The 24751-nt window shown below is 69.2% G+C and carries 17 protein-coding genes and 1 pseudogene; 8 read left to right on the top strand and 10 right to left on the bottom strand.

Features of this window, described 5'->3' with window-relative positions; genetic code table 11:
- The 5 genes from ABT106_RS22255 to ABT106_RS22235 all read right to left on the bottom strand — a co-directional run.
- The coding region (locus tag ABT106_RS22255) for a type I polyketide synthase (RefSeq protein ID WP_351280037.1) at positions 1–8339 on the bottom strand (8339 nt) is incomplete at its 3' end.
- 39 nt (positions 8340–8378) lie between these two features.
- Complete coding sequence (locus ABT106_RS22250) at positions 8379–8570, bottom strand: ferredoxin (RefSeq protein ID WP_351280035.1); 192 nt, start codon at positions 8568–8570, stop codon at positions 8379–8381.
- 1 nt (position 8571) lies between these two features.
- Entirely contained in the window at positions 8572–9648 is a 1077-nt protein-coding gene (locus ABT106_RS22245; RefSeq protein ID WP_351280033.1) for a cytochrome P450, read from the bottom strand.
- A 108-nt stretch (positions 9649–9756) separates the two neighbouring features.
- The gene (locus tag ABT106_RS22240; RefSeq protein WP_351280030.1) at positions 9757–10575 is read right to left on the bottom strand and encodes a cyclase family protein; all 819 of its coding nucleotides are present in this window, start codon (positions 10573–10575) and stop codon (positions 9757–9759) included.
- Entirely contained in the window at positions 10572–11450 is an 879-nt protein-coding gene (locus tag ABT106_RS22235; RefSeq protein ID WP_351280028.1) for an HpcH/HpaI aldolase/citrate lyase family protein, read from the bottom strand. The genes ABT106_RS22240 and ABT106_RS22235 overlap by 4 nt, the downstream gene beginning before the upstream one ends.
- Positions 11451–11707: 257 nt before the next feature.
- Between ABT106_RS22235 and ABT106_RS22230 the strand changes: the two genes are divergently transcribed.
- From ABT106_RS22230 to ABT106_RS22200, 7 genes are all read left to right on the top strand, one after another.
- Positions 11708–12811, top strand: a complete 1104-nt coding sequence (locus ABT106_RS22230; RefSeq protein ID WP_351280025.1) for a cytochrome P450 — start codon at positions 11708–11710, stop codon at positions 12809–12811.
- Between the two features lie 25 nt (positions 12812–12836).
- The gene (locus ABT106_RS22225; RefSeq protein WP_351280022.1) at positions 12837–13031 is read left to right on the top strand and encodes a ferredoxin; all 195 of its coding nucleotides are present in this window, start codon (positions 12837–12839) and stop codon (positions 13029–13031) included.
- Positions 13032–13035: 4 nt separating this feature from the next.
- Entirely contained in the window at positions 13036–13896 is an 861-nt protein-coding gene (locus ABT106_RS22220) for a phosphotransferase (protein ID WP_351280019.1), read from the top strand.
- Positions 13897–13915: 19 nt separating this feature from the next.
- The gene (locus tag ABT106_RS22215) at positions 13916–14965 is read left to right on the top strand and encodes an aldo/keto reductase (protein ID WP_351280016.1); all 1050 of its coding nucleotides are present in this window, start codon (positions 13916–13918) and stop codon (positions 14963–14965) included.
- Positions 14966–15110: 145 nt separating this feature from the next.
- Positions 15111–15908 carry a phytanoyl-CoA dioxygenase family protein gene (locus ABT106_RS22210; protein ID WP_351280014.1) on the top strand — a complete coding sequence of 266 codons (798 nt, stop codon included), beginning with the start codon at positions 15111–15113 and terminating at the stop codon, positions 15906–15908.
- Between the two features lie 14 nt (positions 15909–15922).
- Positions 15923–16783, top strand: coding sequence for a metallophosphoesterase family protein (locus tag ABT106_RS22205; RefSeq protein WP_351280011.1), 861 nt, complete (start codon positions 15923–15925; stop codon positions 16781–16783).
- Positions 16780–17463, top strand: a complete 684-nt coding sequence (locus ABT106_RS22200) for a 4'-phosphopantetheinyl transferase family protein (RefSeq protein ID WP_351280009.1) — start codon at positions 16780–16782, stop codon at positions 17461–17463. Before ABT106_RS22205 ends, ABT106_RS22200 begins: the two co-directional genes overlap by 4 nt.
- Before the next feature lie 24 nt (positions 17464–17487).
- Here the strand turns inward: ABT106_RS22200 and ABT106_RS22195 are convergent, their stop codons facing one another.
- Both ABT106_RS22195 and ABT106_RS22190 read right to left on the bottom strand, forming a co-directional pair.
- The gene (locus tag ABT106_RS22195) at positions 17488–18120 is read right to left on the bottom strand and encodes a dihydrofolate reductase family protein (protein ID WP_351280007.1); all 633 of its coding nucleotides are present in this window, start codon (positions 18118–18120) and stop codon (positions 17488–17490) included.
- A gap of 501 nt (positions 18121–18621) precedes the next feature.
- Positions 18622–18993, bottom strand: a complete 372-nt coding sequence (locus ABT106_RS22190; protein ID WP_351280005.1) for a response regulator transcription factor — start codon at positions 18991–18993, stop codon at positions 18622–18624.
- Between the two features lie 585 nt (positions 18994–19578).
- Between ABT106_RS22190 and dnaE the strand changes: the two genes are divergently transcribed.
- Positions 19579–23136 (top strand): DNA polymerase III subunit alpha, encoded by a 3558-nt coding sequence (dnaE, locus tag ABT106_RS22185; RefSeq protein WP_351280003.1) that lies wholly within the window; start codon positions 19579–19581, stop codon positions 23134–23136.
- A 37-nt stretch (positions 23137–23173) separates the two neighbouring features.
- Here the strand turns inward: dnaE and ABT106_RS22180 are convergent, their stop codons facing one another.
- From ABT106_RS22180 to ABT106_RS22170, 3 genes and pseudogenes are all read right to left on the bottom strand, one after another.
- The gene (locus tag ABT106_RS22180; RefSeq protein WP_351280000.1) at positions 23174–23680 is read right to left on the bottom strand and encodes a flavin reductase family protein; all 507 of its coding nucleotides are present in this window, start codon (positions 23678–23680) and stop codon (positions 23174–23176) included.
- 38 nt (positions 23681–23718) lie between these two features.
- Positions 23719–24480 (bottom strand): class I SAM-dependent methyltransferase, encoded by a 762-nt coding sequence (locus ABT106_RS22175; RefSeq protein ID WP_351279997.1) that lies wholly within the window; start codon positions 24478–24480, stop codon positions 23719–23721.
- Between the two features lie 112 nt (positions 24481–24592).
- Positions 24593–24751 (bottom strand): annotated as a pseudogene (locus tag ABT106_RS22170) (crotonyl-CoA carboxylase/reductase); the annotation flags it as partial.

The following is a 24751-nucleotide window of genomic DNA, read 5'->3' as shown; positions in this document are numbered from 1 at the left end:
TGGTTGACGGCGGAGCCCCGGATGACGGCGAGGACGGGGTGCCCGTTACGCCGGGCGTCGGAGAGGCGTTCGAGGAGGAGGAGGCCGACGCCTTCACCCGCGCCGAACCCGTCGGCGTCGCCTGCGAACGCCTTGCACCGGCCGTCGACGGACAGTCCCTGCTGTCGGCTGAACTCGGAGAACATGTGCGGTGTCGCCATCAGCGCCACCCCACCGGCCAGCGCCATGGTGCATTCACCGCGCCGTAGCGCCTCGGCTGCGAGGTGCGTCGCCACCAGGGAGGAGGAGCAGGCGGTGTCAACGGTGATCGCCGGCCCCTCCAGACCGAAGGTGTAGGCGATCCGGCCGGACGCGACACTGGCCGTCGCCCCGGTGAGGAGGTACCCCTCAAGCTCCTGCGGCGGCTCGGACACCCGGCTCTGGTAGTCCTGGTAGGACAGGCCGATGAACACCCCGGTTGCACTGCCGCCCACGCCCTGCGGGTTGATGCCGGCGTGTTCGAATGCCTCCCACGAGGTCTCCAGCAACAGCCGTTGCTGCGGGTCCATCGCCAGCGCCTCGCGTGGCGAGATGCCGAAGAAGTCCGCGTCGAACTCGGCCAGATCGTAGAGGAAGGCGCCCCGGCGGGTCGCCGTCGAGAGCCGGTCGAGGTCCCAGCCACGGTCGGTCGGGAAGTCGCCCACCGCGTCACCGCCGTCGGCGACGAACCGCCACAGCTCGTCGGGAGAGTACGCCTGGCCCGGGTAGCGGCAGGCCATCGCGACGATCACGACGGGGTCATCGCCGTCGGATACGGCCACCGTGGAGACACGGGAGCCGGTTTCCTCGGCGCCGACCAGTTCAGACAGCAGGAAGCTCACTACCGCGGCCGGGGTCGGATGGTCGAAGACCAGGGTGGAGGGCAGCCGTACACCGGTCTCGGCCTGGAGGCGGTTGCGCAGCTCGACGCCCGTGAGTGAGTCGAAACCGATGTCGCGGAACTGCCGTGCCGCGTCGATGCGCCCCGCGTCGGCGTGCCCCAGCACTGCCGCCACCTGTGCGCGGACCACATCGAGAACGGTGGCCGACCGCTGCGCCGCGGTGATCGACCGCAGCCTGGCGATCAGCGGAACCTCGGCGCTGCCTGCGGCCTCCGGGACCGCGAGGGCCAGCACCTCAGGCAGATCCTCGATGAGCGGACGCCTACGGGCCTCGGTGTAGGCGAGCCGGAAGCGGTCCCACCGGAACGCGGAGACCATGACGGTCGCGTGCGGCTCGGGCCCGGGCCGGAACAGGACGCTGAGCGCCTCGTCCGGATCCAGGGTGGGTACCCCGTGGCGGCTCAGCCGCTCCTCGACGGAGCCGGTCGCCGCCATGCCGTCACCGGCCCACGGACCCCAGGCGTACGAGGTCGCGGGCAGGCCGAGGGCCCGCCGGTGCTCGGCCAGGGCATCGAGGTAGGCGTTGCCCGGCGCGTAGTTTCCCTGGCCGGGGATGCCCAGGACACCGGAGATGGAGGAGAAGAGGATGAAGTCGTCGAGATCGTGGCCGAGGGTCAGCTCGTGCAGGTGCCGGGCTCCCTCGGCTTTGACCCGCAGGACCCGGTTGAGCTGCGGGAGGGTGAGGGAACCGACCACGGCGTCGTCGAGTGTGCCCGCCGCGTGGATCACCGAGGTCACCGGGAACGCGTCGAGCAGCGCCGCGACCGCGTCGCGGTCGCCCACATCGCAGGCGACGACGCTGACCCGCGTTCCCAGCTCACGGAGTTCGTCAGCGAGGACGTCGGCGCCGGGGGCGTCCGGGCCGCGCGAGCCGGCGAGCACGAGGTGGCGTGCGCCGTCGCGGGCGAGAAAGCGAGCCACCCGGGCGCCCAGTGCCCCGGTTCCACCGGTGATCAGGACGGTGCCGCGCGACTGACGGGCACCGGATGTCATGGGAGAGGAATGGGCGATCCGGCGTGCGTAGGTGCCGGACTCGCGGATCGCGAGCTGGTCTTCCTCCGACTGGGCCAGGACGGCGAGAGCCAGGGCGACGGATCGGGCATCCGGCTCGGCGGGGACGTCGAGCAGACCTCCCCACAGTTCCGGCTGCTCCAGCGCCACGACCCTGCCGAGCCCCCACACCTGATTCTGGACGGGGTCGCGTACGGAGTCCGACCCGCTGACGCCGATGGCGCCGGACGTCAGGGTCCACAGCGGCGTGTTCAGGCCGGCGTCCGCGAGGGCCTGGATCAGCGCGAGCGTTCCGGCGGTGCCGCGCGTCACGGCCGAGTGCTCCGGGTGCGGTGTCGTGTCGAACGCGAGCAGGGACAGGACACCGGTCACGTCCTGCAGGTGGCTCCCGACCGCGGGCCGGTCGCAACGGTCGAGGCGGTACTCGACGATGTCCGCGCCCGCCGCGGTCAGGGCCCGCAGGAGGGCCTCGCTCCACGGCAGATCGCCGGCTTCCGGCAGCACGACCAGCCACTTGCCGACGGGGACCACGGAAGTCAGGGCCGGCAGTGGCTTCCATTGCACCGAGTAGCGCAGCCCGTCGAGCCGGCCGTCCTCCCGGCGCAGGTCGCGCCACCTGGCCATCGCCGGGAGGGCCTGGGCGAGCCACTGCGGCCGTTCCCGGTCGAGGCCGAGGACGGCCGCCAGCGCCCCCTCGTCCTCGGCCTCGACGGCGTTCCAGAAGCCGTCGTCGTCCGCCGGTGCGGGCGGGGCCTGCGCGGGCTCGTGCCAGAAGCGCACACGGTCGAAGGGATACGTGGGCAGCGCGAGACGACGGCCACCGGGGAGCGCCGTGCTCCAGTCGACGGCCACGCCACGGGTCCAGGCCTCGGCGGCGGAGAAGAGCAGCCGTGCGAGCGAGCCCTCGCCGCGCCGTAGCGTCCCGAACGAGGTGATCGTGGCGTCGGCGTCCTCGGCGGCTTCCTGAACGGCGGCGGTCAGCACGGGGTGCGCGCTGGGTTCGACGAACGTGCCGTGGTGTTCCATGAGCGCCGTGACCGTGGGGTGGAACAGGACGGGCTGGCGCAGGTTGCGGTGCCAGTACTCGGCGGTCAGCTCGGGGCCGTCGAGGCGGGTGCCGGTGACCGTCGAGTGGAACGCGACGCGACCCGGGCGAGGGGTGATCGGGGCGAGTGCCGCCACAAGCTCGTCCCGGATGGCGTCCACCTGCGCGGAATGCGAGGCGTAGTCGACCGGGATACGGCGGACGCGCGCGTCCAGCGTGGGCAGGAAGCGGTCCAGTGCGTCCGCCGGTCCGCTCACGACGGTCGTCCGGGGGCCGTTCAGCGCCGCGATGCCGATCTCGGGATGGGCGGCGAGCAGCGCGCGGAGGGTTTCGGCGGGGAGGGCGACCGATGCCATGCCGCCTTGGCCCGCGAGGTTGCGGGCGATGATCTGGCTGCGCAGGGCGACGACCCGGGCGCCGTCGTCGAGGCTGAGGACGCCGGCCACGCACGCGGCGGCGAGTTCGCCCTGAGAGTGCCCGATCACGGCGGACGGACGGACCCCCAGCGAGGTCCAGGTGTCGGCGAGGGCGATCATGACGGCCCAGAGAGCGGGCTGCACGACGTCGACGCGGTCGAGCCCGGGGGCGCCGGACTCACCGCGCAGGACGTCGATCAGCGACCAGTCGACGAACGGGGCGAGGGCGTCGGCGCAGCGTCCGACCGACTCGGCGAAGGCGGTCGAGGTGTCCAGGAGTTCGGCGGCCATGCCCTCCCACTGGGAGCCCTGACCGGGGAAGACGAAGACGGTCTTCCCCGCCGGTCCCGCACCGGCCTGTACGAGCCCGGCCCCCGGCCGGCCGCTGCCCAGCGCCAGCAGCGCGTCCATGCGGCCCGCGCGGTCGCCGGTGACGGCCGCGCGCACGTCGAAGGCCCGGCGGGTGGTCGCGAGGGAGGAGGAGACGTCCGCGGTTTCCGTCCCGGGCAGTGCGGTGAGGTGCTGGTGCAGGCGCCGGGCCTGGTTGCGGAGCGCGGTTTCGGTGTGCGCGGACAGGATCCAGGGAGCCGCGCCGTCGACGTCCGGGGCGGAGCGCCGCGGCATCTCGTCGACGCTCTCCTCGGGGGCCTGCTCCAGTACGACGTGGGCGTTGGTGCCACTGATACCGAAGGAGGAGACACCGGCCCGACGCGGCCGGCCGCTGTCCGGCCACGGGATCGACTCGGTGAGGAGCCGGACCGCGCCGCTGTTCCAGTCGACGTGGGGAGTGGGCTCGTCGACGTGCAGCGTGCGGGGCAGCACACCGTGCCGCATCGCCATGACCATCTTGATGACGCCGCCGATTCCCGCCGCCGCCTGGGTGTGGCCGATGTTGGACTTCAGCGATCCCAGCCACAGCGGTGTCTCGCGGTCTTGGCCGTACGTGGCGAGCAGCGCCTGAGCCTCGATGGGATCCCCGAGCCGGGTGCCGGTGCCGTGCCCTTCGACCGCGTCGACGTCGGACGGCTTCAGACCGGCGCTGCTCAACGCCTGCTGGAGGACGCGCTGCTGAGCGCTGCCGCTCGGCGCGGTGAGCCCGTTCGAGGCGCCGTCCTGGTTCACGGCCGAGCCGCGGATCACGCCGAGCACGGTGTGTCCCCTGCGACGGGCCTCGGAGAGGCGCGCGAGCAGGACGACGCCGACCCCCTCACCCCACCCGGTGCCGTCGGCGGACCCGGAGAACGCCTTGCACCGGCCGTCCGCGGACAGCCCGCCCTGCTTGCTGAACTCGACGAACAGGCCGGGCGACGACATCACCGTCACGCCACCGGCCAGGGCCATCGTGCACTCCCCGTCCAGCAGCGCGCGGGTGGCGAGGTGCAGCGCCACGAGAGACGAGGAGCACGCGGTGTCCACCGTGACGGCCTGCGCCTCCAGCCCGAACGCGTAGGCCAGCCGGCCGGATGCCACGCTGGAGGTGCTGCCCGTGAGGCGGTAGCCGTCGGTGCCGTCAGGGGATTCGTACAGACGTGAGCCGTACTCCTGGGCCATGGCACCGATGAACACCCCGGTGTCGCTGGAGCGCAGGGTCTCGGGGTTGATCCCGGCGTGTTCGACGGCCTCCCAGGAGGTCTCCAGCAACAGCCGTTGCTGGGGGTCCATCGCCAGGGCCTCGCGTGGCGAGATGCCGAAGAAGTCGGCGTCGAAGTCGGCGGCGTCGTGCAGAAAGCCACCGCGGAACGTGGCGGTGGAGTCGGCGTCGAGGTGCCAGCCGCGGTCGGTCGGGAAGCCGCCGATCGCGTCGCGCCCGGCGGCGACCAGCCGCCACAGTTCGTCGGCCGACGTGATCTCTCCCGGGTAGCGGCAGGCCATGCCGACGACGACCACCGGGTCGTTGGCCGCGGACACGGTGTTCGCCGTGGAGCGGGGCTTCGGCCGGGGCGTCACGGGTACCGGCGTGCCGCCCACACGGAGTTCCAGGTAGGCGGCCAGCGCCCGTGGCGTCGGGTGGTCGAATACGGCGGTCGGGGGAAGGGGAACGCCCGTCGCCGCGGCGAGATCCACACACACGGCCGCCCCGACGACCGAGGTCATGCCCTGTTCCCGGAACGGGACGGTGTCACGGACCTCGGCCGGGTCACGGAAGCCCAGTGCCACGGCGGTGTGCCGGCGCACCATGTCGAGGAGCACGTCCGCCAGTTCGTCGGCATCCGCCTCCCGCAGCTTCAGGGACAGGGCGGTGGCGTTCTCGTCGACCGTGTCGCGGACGGCGTCGAACCAGTGGTGGCCGCGCTGGAAGGGGTACCCGGGCAGCCGAGTGCGCCGGGCGCCCGTGCCGGCGTAGGGCTTGGCCCAGTCAACGGGGACACCCTGCGTCCAGGCCTCGCCGGCGGAGGCCAGCAGGCGGGTGCCGGTGCCCTCGTCCCGGCGCAGAGTGCCGATGACCGCGGCCCGGGCGCCCGCCGCCTCGGCGATCTCCTGGATCCTGACCGTCAGTACGGGATGCGGGCTGGGCTCGATGAACGCGTCGTGCCGCCGCAACAGCGCCTCGACGGTGGGCTGGAACAGCACCGTCTGCCGCAGGTTGCGGTACCAGTAGTCCGGTGTGAGTGCGGTGCCCTCCAGTTCGCGGCCCGTGACGGTCGAGTGGAACGGGACGTCGCCGGGGCGCGGAACGATCGGCGCGAGCGCCTCGGCCAGCTCGGACTCCAGCGCCTCGACGTGCACCGAGTGGGAGGCGTAGTCCACCGGTACCCGCCGCACACGCACCCGGACATCCTGGCTCTCCAAGACGTCCAGCAGGCGGTCGAGTGGTCCCGACGGGCCGCTGACCACCGTGGACCGGGGTCCGTTGTACGCGGCGAGGCTGATCTCCGGGTGATCGGCGAGGACCTCGCGCACGGCGTCGGCGGGCAGGCTGATCGAAGCCATCCCGCCCTTGCCCGCGAGATGACGGACGATGATCCGGCTGCGCAGGGCGACGATCCGCGCGCCGTCGCTCAACGACAGCATCCCCGCCACGCAGGCAGCGGCGATTTCCCCTTGGGAGTGCCCGACGACGCCGCTGGGCTCCACGCCCATGTCACGCCACACCTCGGACAGCGAGACCATGACGGCCCACAGCGCGGGCTGGACCACGTCGACGCGTTCCAGCCCCGCATCCGGGCCCTCGCCGCGCAGAACGTCGGGCAGCGACCAGTCCACGAAGGGCGCGAGGGCCTCCTCACACCGCCGGACGGCGTCGGCGAACACCGTTGAGGTGTCCAGCAGAGCGCCCGCCATGCCGATCCATTGCGACCCCTGGCCGGGGAAGACGAACACGGGGCCACTGGAGGACACGGCTCGTCCGGTGCGCACCTGCTCCGACGGTTCGGCTGCCGCCAGGGCCGCCAGACCCGCCACCGCCCCGCCGAAGCCGGCGCCGTCCGCGCCGAGCACCACGGCGCGGTGCTCGTGCACGGACCTCGCTGTGACCAGTGACCAGCCGACGTCCAGCGGCCGGCCGGGCGGCGCCGCCGCCAGCCGGGCCGCCTGCTCCCGCAGCGCCGCCGGGCTCGCCGCGGACAGCACCCGCGGCAGCGGCCCGGCGGCCCGGGCCGGACCGGGCCGCGCCGGGGCCGGCGACCACGCCGACAGGGTGACGTGACAGTTCGTGCCGCCGACACCGAAGGAGCTCACACCGAAGAGCGCCGAGCCGTCCGGCACCGGCTCGACGGACGTCTGGACCCGGAGGTTCAGCTCCCGGAACGGGATGCTCTCGCTGGGCGTGCCGAATCCGGCGGTGGGAACGAACGTGCCCTTGTGGATGATCAGCGCGGTCTTGATCAGCCCGGCGATGCCGGCCGCGGCCTCCAGATGCCCGATGTTCGACTTGACCGAGCCGACGCGCAGGCAGTCGCCGGGGTCGCGGACGGCGCCGATGACCTCGCCGAGCGCCGCGGCCTCGACCGGATCACCGGCCTTCGTACCGGTGCCGTGCAGTTCGACGTAGGAGACGGCGCCGGGGTCGGTGTTCCCCTGGCGGTGCGCGGCGCGTATCGCCTCGGCCTGGGCCCGTACGGTGGGGGTGGAGAGCTGGTCGCCGCCACCGTCGTTGTTGACCGCACTGCCGCGGATGACGCAGTAGATGTCGTCACCGTCCGCGACCGCGGCCGCCCGTGGCTTCAGGATGACGGCGCCACCGCCCTCGCCCTGGGCGAAGCCGTTCGCACGATCGTCGAAGACGTGGCAGCGGCCGTCGGGCGACAAGGCGCCGAAGCGCAGCGCGGCGATCGAATGGTGGGGGGTGAGGCGCAGGGTGACGCCGCCCGCTATCGCGATGTCGCAGTCACCGCGGCGCAGGCTCTCCGCGGCCAGGTGGACCGCGAGGAGCGACGAGGACTGCCCCGAGTCCACCACGAGGCTGGGGCCCTTGGCCTTGAGGAAGTACGACACGCGGTTGGCGATGATCCCGCGCAGCGATCCGGTGAAGGTGTGCGCGGTGATCGCGTCCGGCGTCTGCGCGCGGATCAGCGAGGTGTAGTCGTCTCCGGCCACCCCGACGAAGACGCCGGCCTCGCCGAACGCGGTCCGCGGGATCCCCGCGTCCTCCAGAGCCTCCCAGCCGAGCTCCAGCATCAACCGCTGCTGAGGGTCCATCATGGCGGCCTCGCGGGGGGAGATGCCGAAGAAGCCGGCGTCGAACCCGGCGACGTCACCGAGGAAGGAGCCCTGCCGGACGGTCCTCGCCTCCGCCTCGGTGAGTCCCGCGAGAAGTGCCGCGTCCCAGCGCCCCGCCGGAACAGGGGAGTCAACCGCTTCGCCCGAGGTCAGCAACGACCACAGTGCTGCTGGGCCGTCGGCCCCGGGGAACCGGCAGGACAGCCCGACGACCGCGATGTCACCCTCGCGGTCGCGCACCTGGGCTTCCTGCGACCGGGCGGTGGATTCCTCACTCCCTGACGACACTCCTGCTCCCCTTTTCCGAGATTGATGGCCGTGCGCTCTTCACCGGAAGCTGATGGCGCTTTCCGGGCAGTTGGCGGCACAGCGTCGTACGGTCTGCTCCAGCTCGGCGGGTACGGGCCCGTCGAGTGTGATGACGCCGTATCCGAGGTCGTCGCAGTCGAAGATCTCCGGTGCCAGGTCCATGCACCGCAGGTGGCCCTGGCACCGCTCGGTGTTCAGCCGGACCTGCACGTCACCCTCCCAGCAGCAGGTCGAGCTTGCGGGGCCCCCACACGTGGCCGGTGGACCAGGCCACGGCGTCGCCGGGGGCGAGGGAGAACTCGGGGATGACACGGAGCCACTCCTCCAGAGCCACCCGCATCTCCATCCGGGCGATCGAGGAGCCGATGCAGCGGTGGATGCCGACACCGAACGCCAGGTGCCTGTTCACCTCCCGGTCCAGGACGATGCCGTCCGCGTCGGGGAACTCGCCGGCGTCCCGGTTCGCCGACGGCAGCCCCATCAGGATGGAATCGCCCTCCGACAGCTTGACGCCGTGGAACTCGGTGTCCTCGGTGACGACCCTGGCGATCTGTACCGGGGAGAAGGCCCGCAGGAACTCCTCGACGGCGGCCGGGATGAGTTCCGGGGCGGCCACCAGCCGGGCGCGGTCCTCCGGGTGCCGGGCCAGGTGCCACAGGCTGCTGCCGATGGCGCTCCACGTGGTGTCGATGCCCGCGGTGATGATCAGTACGAGCGCGCCGGTCAGCTGGCCCTCGGTGAGTTTGCGGCCGTCGATCTCGGCGGACAGGATGCAGCTCACCACGTCATCGCGCGGCTCTTCGAGACGTTCGGCCACGAGCTCGTCGAGGAAGACCTGGGTCTCCGCCATGGCTTCCCGGATCTCGTCCATCTCATTGGAGTCGAGGATCGCGCGCATCCGCTCCCCGAACTCCTCCTGCCGGTCGTCGGTGCAGCCCATCATCCGGGCCATCAACCGGGAGGGGATCTTCTTCGCGTAGGCGGCGGCCGCGTCGCAGCGGTCGAGCGGTGCGATCTCCGCCAGCAGCTCGCGGGCGTGCTCCCGGACGAACGGCTCCAGCGCCCGGATCTGCCGCGGGCTGAAGGCGGGCAGGAGGGTGGAACGGAACGGCCCGTGCCGCGGCGGGTCGAGCGTGATCGGCGGCCGCTCCGCCAGATCGGCGCCGAAGGCGTCCTTCGGCACGCTGATGGAGACGGACGAGAACAGGGCGGGGTTCTTGGCGATGTCACTGACCGCCTGATGGGTCGTGGCGATCCAGTAACCGCCCAGCTCTTCGCTGTGTGCCACCGGGCACTGCCCGCGCATGTCGTCGTACACCGTGAATGGATTCTCCGCGGCAGGGGGAGAGAAGAGGTTGAAATCCGCGGGTCGGTCCTTTTTCTGAGACACATTTCCTCACTTGCCGATGAGTGCGAGGGGGCGGACCGGGGATCCGGTGGCACCGGTAATACGCAGTGGTGAAAGGACGAAAGTGAATTCACTGACCTGATGGTCCACAAGTTCGTCGAAGCGCATGTTCTCGATGATGTGGATACCGTGGTCCACCAGCAGGATTCGGTGGACGGGCATGACCGCGTGCCCCTGACCGGCATGAATCTGCTCGAATGCGGTGGTGTCGGTACCGGCGGCGCGGACGCCCCGGTCCGCGAGCCACTCGGCGGCCCGGGCCGTCACCCCCGGCACTCCGGCACCGAAGCCCAGGTAGCGCTCGGGCTCCGGCCACCACCGGCTCCAGCCGGTCCGGATCAGGCAGACGTCGCCCGGCTCCGGAAGGACCCCCGCGGCCTCCAGGTCCGCCACCGTGATGCCGTAGCCGTCGGGAAGGCAGGCGACGCCGTGGAGTCCCGCGACGTCCAGGAACACGCCACGGCACACCATCGGTTCTATCGTCTCGACGCCGAGGACCGAGAACCCGGCGCTGTTCTGCGCCCGCGCGGCCTCGTGGCCGCCGTACAGCTTCCCGTCGTGCGACACGTGCGCGAGCGCGTCGATGTGCGTACCGACGTGGCCCCCGGTGACGATGATCTCGTTCGCCGACGAGCCGCCGTCCGCGCGCACCATGTCGCCGTGCCGGCGGGCCAACGCCATCCGGAAACCCGGGTGGTTGGGTGAACAGGGCATCCCGTTGGCCAGCGGATGCGACAGGTCGAGCACGTCCACCCCGCGCGCCACCGCGCCGAGCAGCGCGTCGGAGGTCGTGTGCCGGGCGCTCACGACGGGTCCTCGATGAGACCGAGCGAGCGGGAGAGCTCCAGTACGCGTTTGGCGTTGGCGACGATCGGCGGCGCGACCAGCCGCTGCCTGGACGACACGACGACCGACACGTTGTGCTCCCGCGCGAGGTCCGCGGCCGCGCAGATCTCGTACGCCTCGGCTATCTCCTCGGAGGTCGGCTTGTACACCTCGTGGATGATCGGAAGCTGGGCCGGGTGAATGGCCATGCGCCCGAAGAAACCGAGGCTCCTGCCGTGCTCGCAGCTGCGCCGCAGCCCCTCGGGATCGCGCACCTCGGCGTACACGCTCTGGCACGGGCTGATGAGGTCCGCCGCGCGGGAAGCGTGGATGACCCTGATCCGGCTGGCGTCCATCGTCTGCCCCTCGAGGTCACAGCCGAGGTTCACCCGCAGGTCCGACTCGCCGAGCCCGAGCATCTCGACCAGTGGCGAGGCGGCGGCGAGGGCGAACGCGGACTCCAGGGCGAAGGCCGACTCCAGGAGCAGGTGAAGGGCGGCCGGGTGGCCGGCCGTGGTCAGCAGTTCCGCGATCTGGGCGACGTCCGCGATGTGTTCCACTTTCGGGACGCGGACACCGTCGAGGCCGGCTCCGGCCACGGCCAGCACATCGTCTTTGCACAGGCCGGTCGCCATCGAGTTCACCCGGACGAACGTCGGCTTGGCCGTGGGCGCCGAGGTGACCTGGGCCACGACCTCGCGCGCATGGGATTTCTGCGGGCTCGGCACGCCGTCCTCGAGGTCGAGAACGATTGCGCCCGCGTCTGATGAATAGGCTCGCTCAATGCGTTCCGGTTGATGTCCGGGAACGTACAGATAACTGAGGGAAAGTGGACGTCGTCGGGCCAGACGTTGCATCAAACCCCCATGATCAGCTGACCAGAAACAGACTACGGAGGTCATTTTTACGGAGTCGCACTTCCCCACGTAAAGTGCACCTTCGTACATGCCGGAGGATCGGATGTACAAAGGTTCAATTTACGTACGGTGGCAGCCTGAGTAGGACTGAAGGTATGTCGACGTCGGCGGAAGTGCCTTTCTATCCCATGGAGAGGGCGGCCAAGTGCCCCCTTGACCTACCTCCAGAGCTCCAGAAGATCTCCGCGGACAGGCCCGTGTCCCGGGTACGGATCTGGGACGGCAACGAGGCTTGGCTGATCACCGGATACGCCGAGGCCCGGGCGGTGCTGACCGATCCGAGGGTCAGCTCCGACCAGTCCCTTCCCGGCTACACCTTCGCCGCACCGCAGGCGAAGATCTTCCACAGGCGCAACCGGTCCATGCCCACCATGGACGACCCCGAGCACGCGCTCCTGCGCCGCATGGTGACCGGTGACTTCGCGAACCGGAGGATGGAGCTGCTCCGCCCCAAGTTCCAGGGCATGGTCGATCGCCTGATCGACGACATGCTGGCGGGCGGCAACAGCGCGGACCTGTTCAGCCGGCTCGCGGTGCCGATGTCCTCCACCGCCATCTGCGAGATCCTCGGCGTCCAGGACGAGGAGGGCGTCCGGTTCTCGAAGCTGGGCAAGATCATGGCAGCGCCCACATCGACGCCGGAGGACAACGTCAAGGCGGTCGACGACATGCGGGCCCTGCTCCGCTCGCTCGTCGAGCGGAGCAAGACCGACCCGGGTGACGGCGTCATCGGGCATCTGGTCAGCGCCGGTGAACTGCCGGACGAGGAGATCGTCGCCACGGCGCTGCTGCTGATGGCGGCCGGCCACGGCGCGACCGCCCACATGACCACCCTGGGCACCATGGCGCTGCTGGCCAACCCCGACCAGCTCGCCCTCATCCGCGCATCGCGCGACCCCAAGTTCATCGCGAACGCGGTGGAGGAACTGCTGCGTTACCTCAGCGTCGCGCACCTGGGCAGGCGCCGGGTCGCGACCGACGACATCGACATCGGCGGGGTGCTGATCCGCTCCGGCGAGGGCATCATCGTCGCGACCGACACCGCCAACCACGACCCGAGCGCGTTCGACGGCGATCCCGACGTGCTCGACCTGAACCGTGACGCGAGGCATCACCTGGCCTTCGGCTTCGGTGTCCACCAGTGCCTCGGCCAGCAGCTCTCCCGCGTGCTGCTGCAGGTGGTCTACGGCACCCTGTACCGGCGCATTCCCACGCTCGCACTGACGGTCCCGGCGGACCAGCTGTCCTACAAACTCGGATTGGCCATCTACGGGGTGAACGAACTCCCGGTGGCCTGGTAGCGCTTCGGCAAGGAGAAGTCTCACTGTGCGGATTCACCTGGACAGAGACAAGTGCGTCGGGTCGGGCTTGTGCGTACTCGCCGCGCCCGACTGGTTCGACCAGGACGAGAGGGGCATCGCGATCGTCCTGGACGACCGGCCGTCGGGGGAGGGAGAGGACGAGGTCGAGCAGGCGGCATACACGTGCCCGGCCCTGGCCATCGACCTCGACTCGGAATAGGTCGATGGACCAGGCCCAGAACGTGGTCGATCCGGGCACCCTGTCCCCCCGCGCCGTCTCGTTGAGACAGCACTGGGACGTGCTGCCCGGCACGGTGCTCACCGCGATAGGGGAGCGCACCGGTCGGATCGACCGCGTCGTACCAGCGGAAACCGGATACAGCAGCCACATAGCCGCAACACTGGACACGGAGCGGGGACGGATCTTCGTCAAGGGAATGCGCGACCGTGACGGGCTCGCGCGGACCCAGCAGACCGAGGCGGCGGTGAACCCGCACGTCAGTTCCATCGGCCCGCGGCTGCTCTGGCGGGTCGTCACCGACGGGTGGGACGTACTCGGCTTCGCTCACACGGAAGGCCGGACCGCCGACTTCGGCCAGTCGTCCGGTGACCTGCCGCTCGTGGTCGCGACCATGGCCGAGCTGGCACGGATCAGCGCTCCGGGGCCGGATCTGCCCTCGGCGGAGGACCGGTGGTCCGGCTACACCGACCGGCAGACGGACGCCGCGCTGCTGCGCGGCGACTCCCTGCTGCACACCGACTGGCACCACACCAACCTGCTCGTCACTCCGGACCACCGGATGCACGTGGTCGACTGGGCCATGGCCGCCCGCGGCCCCGTGTGGATCGACCCGGCGTGCTGGGTCGTCTGGCTGGTCTATTCCGGGCACCCGGCCCAGGAAGCGGAACGATGGGCGGCGAAGGTGCGCTCGTGGTCCGCCGCTCCGGACGGTGCGCTCGACGTCTTCTCCTCCGTGCTGGCCCGCTACTGGCAGGACATCGGCGCCAACCACCCCAACACCATGACATACCGCCTGAGGGACGCCGCCGCGGCCTGGGCGGCGCACCGGCACGCCCGCGCATGAGCCAGTGAGGTCGGAACTGATGAGACACGTATTGCTCGGCGCCAGCGGCGTCGGCACGTCGGTGTACGCGCTCGGCACCGCGACGTTCGGCGAAAGTGCCGACGAGGCCGAGGCCGGACGGGTGCTCGACACCTTCACCGAGCTGGGCGGCCTGATGGTGGACACCGCGGACGCCTATGCCGACGGGCGGAGTGAACAGATCGTCGGATGGTGGCTGCGCAAGCAGTCCACCGAGAAGCGCGGGCGTCTGCTGCTCTCCACGAAGGGCGGCGGCTACACGACGAGCGCGGCGATGAACGAATGGGGCAACACCAGGCACAACCTCAGCCGCGCACTGGACCAGTCGCTGAGGCGGCTCGGTGTCGACTCGGTGACGCTCTACCAGATGCACACGTGGGACCCGCTGACACCGCTGGAGGAGACGCTGTCCTTTCTGGACTCCGCCGTCAGCCAGGGAAAGATCCAGTACGTCGGGCTGTCCAACTTCACCGGGTGGCAGATCCAGAAGTCCGTCGCCCTGGCCAAGGAGCTGGGCCTGGCCGGCCCGGTCACCTATCAGGCGCAGTACAACCTCCTGTGCCGAGAGGTCGAATGGGAGATCATCCCGGCCGGCCGGGACAACGGCATGGGCCTGATGGCGTGGTCGCCGCTCTCCGGCGGACTGCTCACCGACAAGTACTCCCCGCACCGGAGTCCGGAAGGAGAGGCGCGGTTCACCGACCGGATGGAACGCGGAAAGATGCACGACAACTACGTCAACGCCCTCTATCGGGCCCACACCGAACGGGACCGCACCTGGGACGTGCTGAAGATACTCCGCGACCTGGCCGCTGCCCGGGAGGTCACGCCCGCCGCGGTGGCACTGGCATGGGTGGCGGCGCGCCCGGGGGTGAGCGGGGTCGTGCTCGGCGCCCGTGACGCCCGGCAGCTCGAGAGCAACCTCGCGGCCCGCGACGTCGTGCTGGACGAGAGCGACCTGGCGCTGTTGAACGAGGCGAGCGATCCCCGGCCGGCGGGATACCCGTACGGCGATTTCGGCACGATGCAGCGAAGCCGCACGCTCGAATGATCACCGGAGACCGGCCGGCGTGATTCTTGAGCAATCTTCCGGTGCGTCCGGTGCGATGAACGAAAGTCCACTGTACATCGAGTGGGCATCGCGGCTAGAAAATAGACCATTCGCAAGGAATGCCCAAAGATGATGGGAAGCTGACGTGACCGAAACGACACCCAAGAACGCTCCCTACACCGTTGCCGAAGAATACGTGAGCAACTTCCGGGAATACGGCTTCACACACGTCCCGGGACTGATTCCCGCGGACGAGGTGGCCCGGTGGCGCGAGATCGCGTTGGACACGATCGAGAGCGACGGCAGGAAGGCCGGCATGGGCGGGGGGCGCACGGCCCTCAGGACCACGTCGGACCCCTGGTGGAAGCACGACAGCGTGAGCGGTCTGGTCCGCCATCCCCGGGTCGGCGCCGTGGCCGAGCAGCTGACGGGTACGCCGTTGCGCGTGTGGAGCGGGCAGGCGTACGCGAAGCATCCGCACGACGAGGTGCCCACCATCTGGCACGAGGACCTCACCTTCACTCCGCTCGACTCGCCGGTGAACGTGAACGCCTGGATCGCCTTGGTGGACGTACCGGTCGAACGCGGATGCCTGATCTTCCTGCCCAACTCGCACAAGCGCCCCGGCCCGCATCGAGCCGATACGGTCATCGCGAAGAGCAATCCGACGACCTATATGTTCACCGAATGGCCGGAATTGGAATGGGGCCCCCGGGTCACGGTTCCGGTGCGCGCCGGCGACGTCACCTTTCATCAGAGCACGGTGGGACACGCGAGCGGCGGGAACAGGTCCGAGGAAGTGCGGCTCGCATTCATCACCTCCTACACCGGGGAGCAGGCGGTATTCCAGCCGCGTCCCGGCCACCTCCACCTGGACAAGGAACTGGAACCCGGCCAGCTGCTGCCCGACGACCGGTACCCCCGTATTTCGGACCTGGTGTAGGTGCGGGATCAGCCGTGGACCGTGGAGCAGGCTCATCGGGCGGCAGGCTGTACGCGGTCAGCGATCTGCACGTGGCGTACGAGCAGAACCGGCAGATCGTGGAGGGCATCCATCCGCGGCACCGGGACGACTGGCTTCTGGTCGCCGGTGACATCGCGGAGAAGGCCGCCGACGTCGAATGGGCGCTGGGGCTGTTGGCCGACCGTTTCCACACGGTGGTCTGGGTCCCGGGCAACCACGAGCTGTGGACGCACCAGGAGGACCCGGTCACGCTGCGCGGGAGGGACCGCTACCTCCACCTGGTCGAGAGGTGCCGCTCGCTGGGGGTGCTGACCCCGGAGGATCCCTACCGGGTCTGGACCGGGGCCGGCGGGCCGGTGACCGTGGCACCGCTGTTCGTCCTCTACGACTACAGCTTCCTGCCCGCCGGAACCCGGAACGGGGAGGAGGGCCTCCGCAAGGCCCACCAGGCCGGTGTGGTCTGCACGGACGAGTACCTGCTCCACCCCGACCCGTACCCGAGCCGGGCGGCCTGGTGCCGCGCCAGGCTCGCGTACACCCGCGAGCGGCTCGATGCCTGCGACCCGGACGTGCCCACCGTGCTGGTCAACCACTTTCCCCTGCTCCGCGAACCCACCGCGGTGCTCCGCTACCCCGAGTTCGCCCTCTGGTGCGGCACCTCGGCCACGGCGGACTGGCACGTGCGGTACAGAGCGGCCGCCGTGATCTACGGACACCTGCACATCCCCCGCGTCACCTGGCACGACGGGGTGCCGCACCGGGAAGTCTCGCTGGGCTACCCGAGGGAGTGGACACGCCGGGGCAAGCCGGATCCGCTGTTGCGCGAGGTCTTCCCCGGCGGCGGGGCACCGTGATCGAGCAACTGCTGCCGTACCCGGTGCACGTGGTGTCGGCCGTGGACGACCCGCCGGGACCGGGGCTGTTCCCCGCGGAGGAGGCGCTGATCGCCAACGCCGTGGAAAGCCGGAGGAACGAATTCACCACCGGCCGCCGCTGCGCGCGGCAGGCCCTGTCGAAGCTCGGCCACCCCGTCGCACCCTTGTTGTCGGGGACCCGCGGAGAACCCCTGTGGCCGCCCGGCGTGAGGGGTTCGATCACGCACTGCGAGGGCTACCGGGCTGCGGCCGTGGCACGCGGCGGCGACCTCTTCTCGCTGGGGATGGATGTGGAACGGGTACGCGTGGTTCCCCCCGGGGTCTTCGAGGCGGTCTCGTCGCGCCAGGAACGGTCGCTAGGGGACCGGTACCGCAGGCACCTTCCCGCCGTGCCCTGGGAACTGCTGCTCTTCAGTGCGAAGGAATCCGTCTACAAGGCGTGGTTCCCCCTGACGGGGAGGTCGCTGGGGTTCGAGGAGGCCGCCGTCGAGTTCGACCCGTACGAGGGGACCTTCGAAGCCCGGCTCCTGGTCCCGGGACCGCGGTGGGGCGACTCGACGCTCGGCGGGTTCAGCGGGCGATGGGCGGTGCGCCCGGGCTTCGTGCTGACCGCGGTCACCGTCCCCGTCCCGCCGGCCGGCGGGACGACGTCACGGTGATCCCGCGCTCGCGGTCCGCCCCGGTCAGCGGACGACACGGTACTTGACGTGGGTGGCCCTGGGCGAGTGAACAACCTTGACCGGCAGCAGAGTCGGATCGCCGACATCCAGCAGCAGCCGCTCGCCGGCACCCAGCACGACCGGCACGAGGTGGACGTAGAGCTCGTCGAGCAGCCCGGCGGCGAGGAACTGGCGCATGGTCGCGGCCCCGCCGGCGATCGAGACGGCCTGCCCTCCGGCGGCCCGTTGGGCCTGTTCGAGTGCGGCCGTGACACCCCCGGTCACGAAGGTGAAGGTGGTGCCCCGCAACACCAGCGGTTCGCGGGGGTGATGGGTGAGCACGAAAACGGGTGCGCGGAAGGCCGGCTCCTCGCCCCACCAGCCGCGCCAGGACTCGTCCCAGGGACCCTCGCCGCCACCGAACATGTGCCGGCCCATGATGTAGGAGCCGACCCCGTCGAGAACCTCTTCGATCACCTCGCAGTCGACGGTCCGCTCACCGCCCTCGCGGCCCTGGTGCGCATGCCACGCCTTGCTGGCGAACACCCATGGGTACAGACGCTTCCCGCCCACTCCGACCGGGTTCTGCGCGCTCTGGTCGGGGCCTGCGACGAAACCGTCGAGGGACATCGAGACGTGGCATCTGACACTGCTCACGTCCGGCTCCTCCCGTCTGCGGTCCGTGCCGTCCGTGCCGTCCGTGCCGTCCGCGCGGGCCCTGCGGCGCTTTCGGCCCTTTCGGCGCGGACCCGAGCCGGCCCTGATGGAAAGTGCTGCTGGCATATGGAAGGTGGGAGTGTCGTATCGGTCAAGGCGGCTTTCCCATCCTCATTCAGGCGTGATGAACGGGCTCTTGATGTCGCGTACGACCATTGTTAGGCGTGATGCGGGGTGCGGGGAAAGTGAACCTTCGTCCACGCCGTGGCCGTGACGGCCGGACGGGATGCGGTCTGAGCGGGGACTCCAGCGGCCCGGCCCAGGGGGCGGGAGCGATCCGTGAAGGCGATCCTCCCGGGGCGACGGCGGCCGCCCCGACCCGTCTTGTGGGTCTCATGCGCTGCGCGATTTCGTTGGTTCGACTTCGATGTGATCTGCCGGATTTTCGGGCGAACTCGCTCGCTTGTACTCCGGAGCGGATATTTTCGTCGCCCTCGGGCATCAGAAGCCAAAATGTGGAATATCGTAGAGAATGGCGAGCTGGTAGGTGTACGATACCAGCCCTGCTTGAAGGCGTGACTCCACACCGAGCTTCGCCATTATCTGGGACATGTGCGCCTTTGCGGTGCGCTCGGTGATGCGCAGATTCCGTGCGATGCCGCGGTTTGAGCTGCCATTGCCAAGTAAGCGGAATACCTGGAACTCCCGGTCCGACAGCAGGGTTACCTTGGCGACTTCCTCGTGCCACCTGTGCGGTTTGGCCGGCGGATGACAGTCGTCGGTGAGTTCGGCGAGGTCGTCGCCCTGGCTGCGCTCGTCGAGGTCTGTGGTGGGTGCACGATTCATGTCGATGGAGGCGGGCGGCGTGGTCATGTGCGAACCTGCGGGGATGCATTTCCTGAAATAGCGGCCAAATCCATCACCAGCCACTCCCTTCGCTGGGCGCTTTGGTTTGAATATGAAGAACTCAGGTGTGTGCATAATGGGCAAATAAAAAGGGGCGAAGCTCGCAGGTTTTCAGCCGAATATCAGTTCTATAGACTAGCTGGAGGACTTCTGGAACCGCAAGATTTTTTCTCCCCAGGGGGACTATTTGGACTTCACGGCATTGATATTCAGACTTATTTGTGGACAGATGTTTGATTGCGTTGATCGCGGGGAACTATTTTTGGCTTTCGAAAAGACGGGCCAATGGTTGCTGTGTCCGTTTTTTACGTGGCGGGTGGTCCGGTACGGGTGTAAGGGGTGACCCGCGGAGCCCGTGCCAGGGTCATCCCCGCGGCCCGCGGGGGACCGCTCCGGCCCGTGCTCCCGCCCGGTCCCGACCGCCGGCCGAGCAGCCGCCAGGCGCCACGCCAAGGCACCCGACGGGCCCCTAAACCCCTCTGAGGCCCTCGGCGTTGGGGCTAGGATGATGGCTTCCCAGCCGCCACCGCTCGCCCGAGGAGTACCTCCACCGTGGCCGATAGTTTCGTTCACCTGCACGTTCACACCGAGTACTCGATGCTGGACGGGGCAGCGAAGAACGGCAAACTGATCGCTGAGGCCGAGCGGCAGGGGATGCCGGCGGTCGCCATGTCGGACCACGGGAACATGTTCGGCGCGTACGAGTTCTTCCAGACCGCGAAGACGACCGCCGTGAAGCCGATCATCGGGATCGAGGCGTATCTCGCTCCGGAGTCCAGACACCACAAGAAGCCCGTCTTCTGGGGCCGGGGCGGGGTCCGCGGCGCGGGGTCCGACGGTGCCGAAGGCGGCAAGGACGTCTCCGGCGGCGGCAGGTTCACCCACATGACCATGTGGGCGAAGAACGCTCACGGCCTGCGCAACCTCTTCCGCATGTCGTCCATCGCCAGCATCGAGGGCCAGTTCCCGGCAGGCAAGCCGCGCATGGACATGGAGCTGATCGCCGAGAACGCCGAAGGCATCATCGGCACGACGGGCTGCCCGTCCGGGGCGGTGCAGACCCGCCTGCGCCTGGGCCAGTGGGACGAGGCGGTGAAGGTCGCAGCGTCCTACCAGGACATCCTGGGCAAGGAGAACTACTTCCTGGAGCTGATGGACCACGGCCTCGACATCGAGCGGGACGTCCGTGCCGACCTGCTCAAACTGGCCGACCACCTTGGCATCCCCCTGCTGGCCACGAACGACTCGCACTACGTCACCGCCGACCAGGCGGACGCCCACGACTCCCTGCTGTGCATCGGGGTGGGCAAGAACAAGGACGACCCGAACCGGTTCAAGTTCAGTGGCTCCGGCTACTACGTGAAGACCGCGACCGAGATGCGCGAGCTGTTCAGCGAGCTCCCGCAGGCGTGTGACAACACGCTGCTCATCGCGGAGATGATCGAGCCGTACAACGAGGTCTTCGACTACGTCGACCGGATGCCTCAGTTCGAGGTGCCGGAAGGCGAGACGCAGGAATCCTGGCTGCGCAAGGTGACCCTGGACGGGCTCCGGGACCGCTACGGCGATCCCGTCGCCCAGAAATACCTTGACCGGTTCGAGACCGAGATGAAGGTCATCGGTCCGATGGGGTTCTCCAGCTACTTCCTCGTCGTCTCCGACATCTGTCAATACGCCCGGAAGAGCGGTATCGCGCTCGGCCCGGGCCGTGGCTCCGCGACCGGCTCGATCGTCGCCTACGCCACCGGCATCACCGAACTCTGCCCGCTGGAGCACGGCCTCCTGTTCGAGCGGTTCCTGAATCCCGAGCGGATCAACCCGCCCGACGTCGACCTCGACTTCGACGACCGTCAGCGTGACCAGATGGTGCGCTACGTCACCGAGAAGTACGGATCCAGCCATACGGCGCAGGTCAACACCTTCGGCACGATCAAGGCCAAGGCCGCGGTCAAGGACGCCAGTCGCATCCTCGGGTACCCCTTCGCGATGGGTGACCGGATCACCAAGGCGATGCCGCCGGACGCGAACGGCAAGGGCGTTCCGCTGGCCAAACTGTTCGAGAAGGATCACGCGCGCTACAGCGAGGGCGCGGAGATCCGGTCGATGATCGAGAACGAGCCCGACGTACGGAAGATCTACGAGACGGGCCTCGGAATCGAAGGGCTGGTCCGTGGAACCGGGGTCCACGCGGCAGCGGTCATCTTATCCTCGGAGCCCCTGATCGACCTGGTTCCGCTGCACATGCGGGCCAAGGACGGGGTGATGCTCACAGGGTTCGACTACCCGTCCTGTGAGAACCTGGGCCTGATCAAGATGGACTTCCTGGGCCTTCGCAACCTCGGCATCATCGATCACGCGATCAAGACGATCGAGCAGAACCGTGGCGTGAGGATCGAGACGGCCAAGATTCCGCTCGACGACAAGAAGACGTACGAACTCCTGGCACGAGGCGACACGCTGGGGGTGTTCCAGCTCGACGGTGCGGCGATGCGCCAGCTGCTGCGCCTGATGGTGCCGAACCAGTTCGAGGACCTCTCCGCGGTCGGTGCTCTCTATCGTCCGGGGCCGATGGGTGCCAACACCCACATCAACTACGCGCACCGCAAGAACGGCCGGCAGGAGGTCCTGCCGGTCCATCCCGAGCTGAAGGACGCGCTGGAGCCGATCCTCGGCCTCACCTATCACCTGCTCGTGTACCAGGAGCAGGTGATGGCCATCGCCCGCGAGCTGGCCGGGTACTCCTTCGGCGGGGCCGACCTGCTGCGACGGGCGATGGGCAAGAAGAAGCCGGAGGTGCTGGCGGCGGAGTTCGAGAAGTTCCACTCGGGCATGAACGAACGCGGCTTCTCGGACGAGGCGTGCCAGGCCGTCTGGGACGTCATGCTTCCGTTCTCCGGATACGGCTTCAACAAGTCGCACTCCGCCGCGTACGGCCTCGTCTCGTACTGGACCGCGTACCTGAAGGCGAACTATCCAGCCGAGTACATGGCGGCGCTGCTGACGTCGGTGGGTGACGACAAGGACAAGTCCGCCGTGTACCTGGCCGACGCCCGGTCCAAGGGCATCAGGGTTCTCTCTCCGGACGTCAACGAGTCCGTCGCCGACTTCACAGCCGTCGGAGACGACGTGCGCTTCGGCCTCCAGGCGGTCAGGAACGTGGGCCTGCCGGTGATCGAATCCCTGATGGCCTCACGAGCCGAGCAGGGCAAGTTCACCTCGTTCCCGGACTTCCTGGACAAGGTCTCCCTGCCGGTGTGCAACAAGCGCGCCATCGACTCCATGATCAGGTCAGGGGCCTTCGACTCGCTCGGGCACACCCGTCAGGGCCTGGCGGCGGTCGCCGAAAACGCCATCGAGTCGGTCATCGGGGTGAAGAAGCAGCAGGCCATCGGGCAGGACGACCTGTTCGGGGCCGTCGACGACGGCAGCGGAGTCCCCGGCATCGGCCTGGACTTCACCATCGGTGAGCGGGAATGGCCGCGCAAGCAACTGCTCAGCCAGGAACGCGAAATGCTGGGCCTGTACGTCTCAGGCCACCCGCTGGACGGTGCCGAGCACATCCTGGCCAGGAACCGCGACACCTCCATGGCGGACGTCCTGGGATCCGGACGGACCGAAGGGATGGTCAAGCTCGCCGGCCTGATCACCTCGGTGGACAAGCGGATCAACAAGGGCGGGAACGCGTGGGCGATCATCAGTCTGGCGGACCGTGACGCCGAGATGGAGGTGCTGTTCTTCCCCAAGGCCTACATGCTGGTGCAGCACGAACTCATCGAGGACAACGTCATCTCCGTCAGCGGTCGGCTGAACGAGCGCGACGGTACGATCTCGGTGTTCGGTGAGGCGGTCCAGGCGCTCGACATCTCCTCGGCCGAACACGGTGGCCTCTCTCCGATCCTGATCACGGTCGCGGAGTCGAAGATCAAGCCGAAGATCATCGCCGAAATGAAGCACTCCTTCAGGAGCCACCCCGGACAGACCCCGGTACGCCTGAAGGTCGTGGGACGCGAGAAGACGACGGTGTACGAACTCGGTTTCCTCATCGACCCCGACACCGTGGCGTCCGAGATCAAGAGCCTGCTGGGAACCGGTGTATGGAGTCTCGCGTGACAGGGGAGCCGAGCGCCGGGCACGGTCCCTCCTGACGTCAGGACGGTGCCAGGCGTCGGTAGGCGCCACGGTAGTGGATCAGGGGACCCGACCTCTCTGCGACGTCGAGACGACGGACCTTGGCGACGACGATGTCGTGGTCCCCGGCCCGGTGCTGCGCGTCGACCGTGCCCTCCAGCCACGCGAGGGCGCCGTCGAGCAGCGGCAGCCCGCCCGGCGAGCTGGTCCACGCCAGCTCGCCGAACTTCTGGCCGCCGCTGCGGGACAGGCAGGCGGAGACGTGCTGTTGGTGCTCGCTCAGGATGTTGATGCAAATGCGGTCCGACGCGAGGAGGAGCGGCCAGGTCCGGCTGGTGTGTCCGATGCAGAACGACACCAGAAGCGGATCGAGCGAGACCGCGTTGAACGAGCTGATGGCCATTCCGGCCGGGCTGCCGTCGGGCGCCACGCCCGTCACCGCGACCACACCACTGGCGAAGTGGCCCAGAACCTCACGGAACTTCTCCTGTTCGGACGCACCTCTGCGCACCCCGCGCGTCACCATGCCCACTCTCCCCCTCGCACTGTCGGTTGCTCCGGGCCTCAGACCCGCCGGGCGAGCTGGACGAAGGTCCTGGACCGGGTGCGCACCGTGCCGCCGAGCCGTTCGATCTCCGCCCGCAGTGCGTCGAGTAGCGCCGCCAACCGCTCCGGCTCCATTTGCTGGTGGTCGCTGAAGGTGGTGACCAGGCCGGCCCATTCCTCGGCGGTCAGTGTCAGGCTCCACCAGTAGGTGTCCGAGTCGCAGAAGGCGAAAGCGGCGTCGGCCGCGAAGGGATCAGTGGCGTCCCGGGTGCTCCGGGGAACGCCGCCGGCGACGGTGACGCCCGGCGCACACGCGCGGTAGACGGCTTCGAAGGCCGCCAGGAAGGACGGCTCGACCTCGTGGACGTTCCAGAAACGGGCCATGACGCCCCCCGGGTTCAGCAGATCGGCCGCTTTGCGCCGCCCTTCGACCGGGTCGATCCAGTGCCAGGAATCCCCGCTGGTGAGAAGGTCGAAGGTCCGTCCCGATCCGTCCCACGTCTCCAGCATCGCGACGTCGACGTTCACTCCCTTGGCCCGCGCCAACTGGGCCATTCGCGCGTCGGGTTCAAGTCCGAGAACGGTGAGACCGCGCGCGCCGAGCGCCGCCGCGACCTTGCCCGTGCCACAACCGATGTCGAGCGCCGTGGCCGGTGACGACGCCAGGAGGCGGTCGATGAGCGCCTCCGGGTAGGCAGGTCGGTAGCGGTCGTACTGGAGGGCCACGGAACCGAACGCTCCGGCCCTGGAACGGTCGAGATACCGGTTGCTGAAGGACATGCGGGATCTGCTCCCTCGGGTTGACTCAGCTGACGACGGCGGGGGGTGCCCGGCTTCGGCTGCGGCGGGATCGAGCGCGCGGGGCCTCGTGCCGGAGCCGTGGCCCAACCGATCAGGCGGTCCGGAAGCGGTTGATCGCGTCGCTGTGCCGGGCACGCATCTCCTGATCGGAGATCCCCAGGCCCTCTTCGGGGGCCAGGGCGAGGACGCCGACCTTGCCCTGGTGGAGGTTGCGGTGGACGTCGTAGGCGGCCTGGCCGGTCTCTTCCAG

Source organism: Streptomyces sp. NPDC002044, from assembly GCF_040296725.1.
GTDB lineage: Bacteria > Actinomycetota > Actinomycetes > Streptomycetales > Streptomycetaceae > Streptomyces > Streptomyces antarcticus.
The sequence above is the reverse complement of the archived record's forward strand: the minus strand, read 5'-3'. Positions and strand labels throughout refer to the sequence as shown.

What these genes read in the sequence shown, in the direction of transcription:
- ABT106_RS22235 (WP_351280028.1), bottom strand. Translation starts at nt 11,450, where the DNA reads ATGCAACGTCTGGCCCGACGACGTCCACTTTCCCTCAGTTATCTGTAC.
- ABT106_RS22220 (WP_351280019.1), top strand. Translation starts at nt 13,036, where the DNA reads ATGGACCAGGCCCAGAACGTGGTCGATCCGGGCACCCTGTCCCCCCGC.
- ABT106_RS22180 (WP_351280000.1), bottom strand. Translation starts at nt 23,680, where the DNA reads ATGGTGACGCGCGGGGTGCGCAGAGGTGCGTCCGAACAGGAGAAGTTC.
- ABT106_RS22215 (WP_351280016.1), top strand. Translation starts at nt 13,916, where the DNA reads ATGAGACACGTATTGCTCGGCGCCAGCGGCGTCGGCACGTCGGTGTAC.
- ABT106_RS22175 (WP_351279997.1), bottom strand. Translation starts at nt 24,480, where the DNA reads ATGTCCTTCAGCAACCGGTATCTCGACCGTTCCAGGGCCGGAGCGTTC.
- ABT106_RS22190 (WP_351280005.1), bottom strand. Translation starts at nt 18,993, where the DNA reads ATGACCACGCCGCCCGCCTCCATCGACATGAATCGTGCACCCACCACA.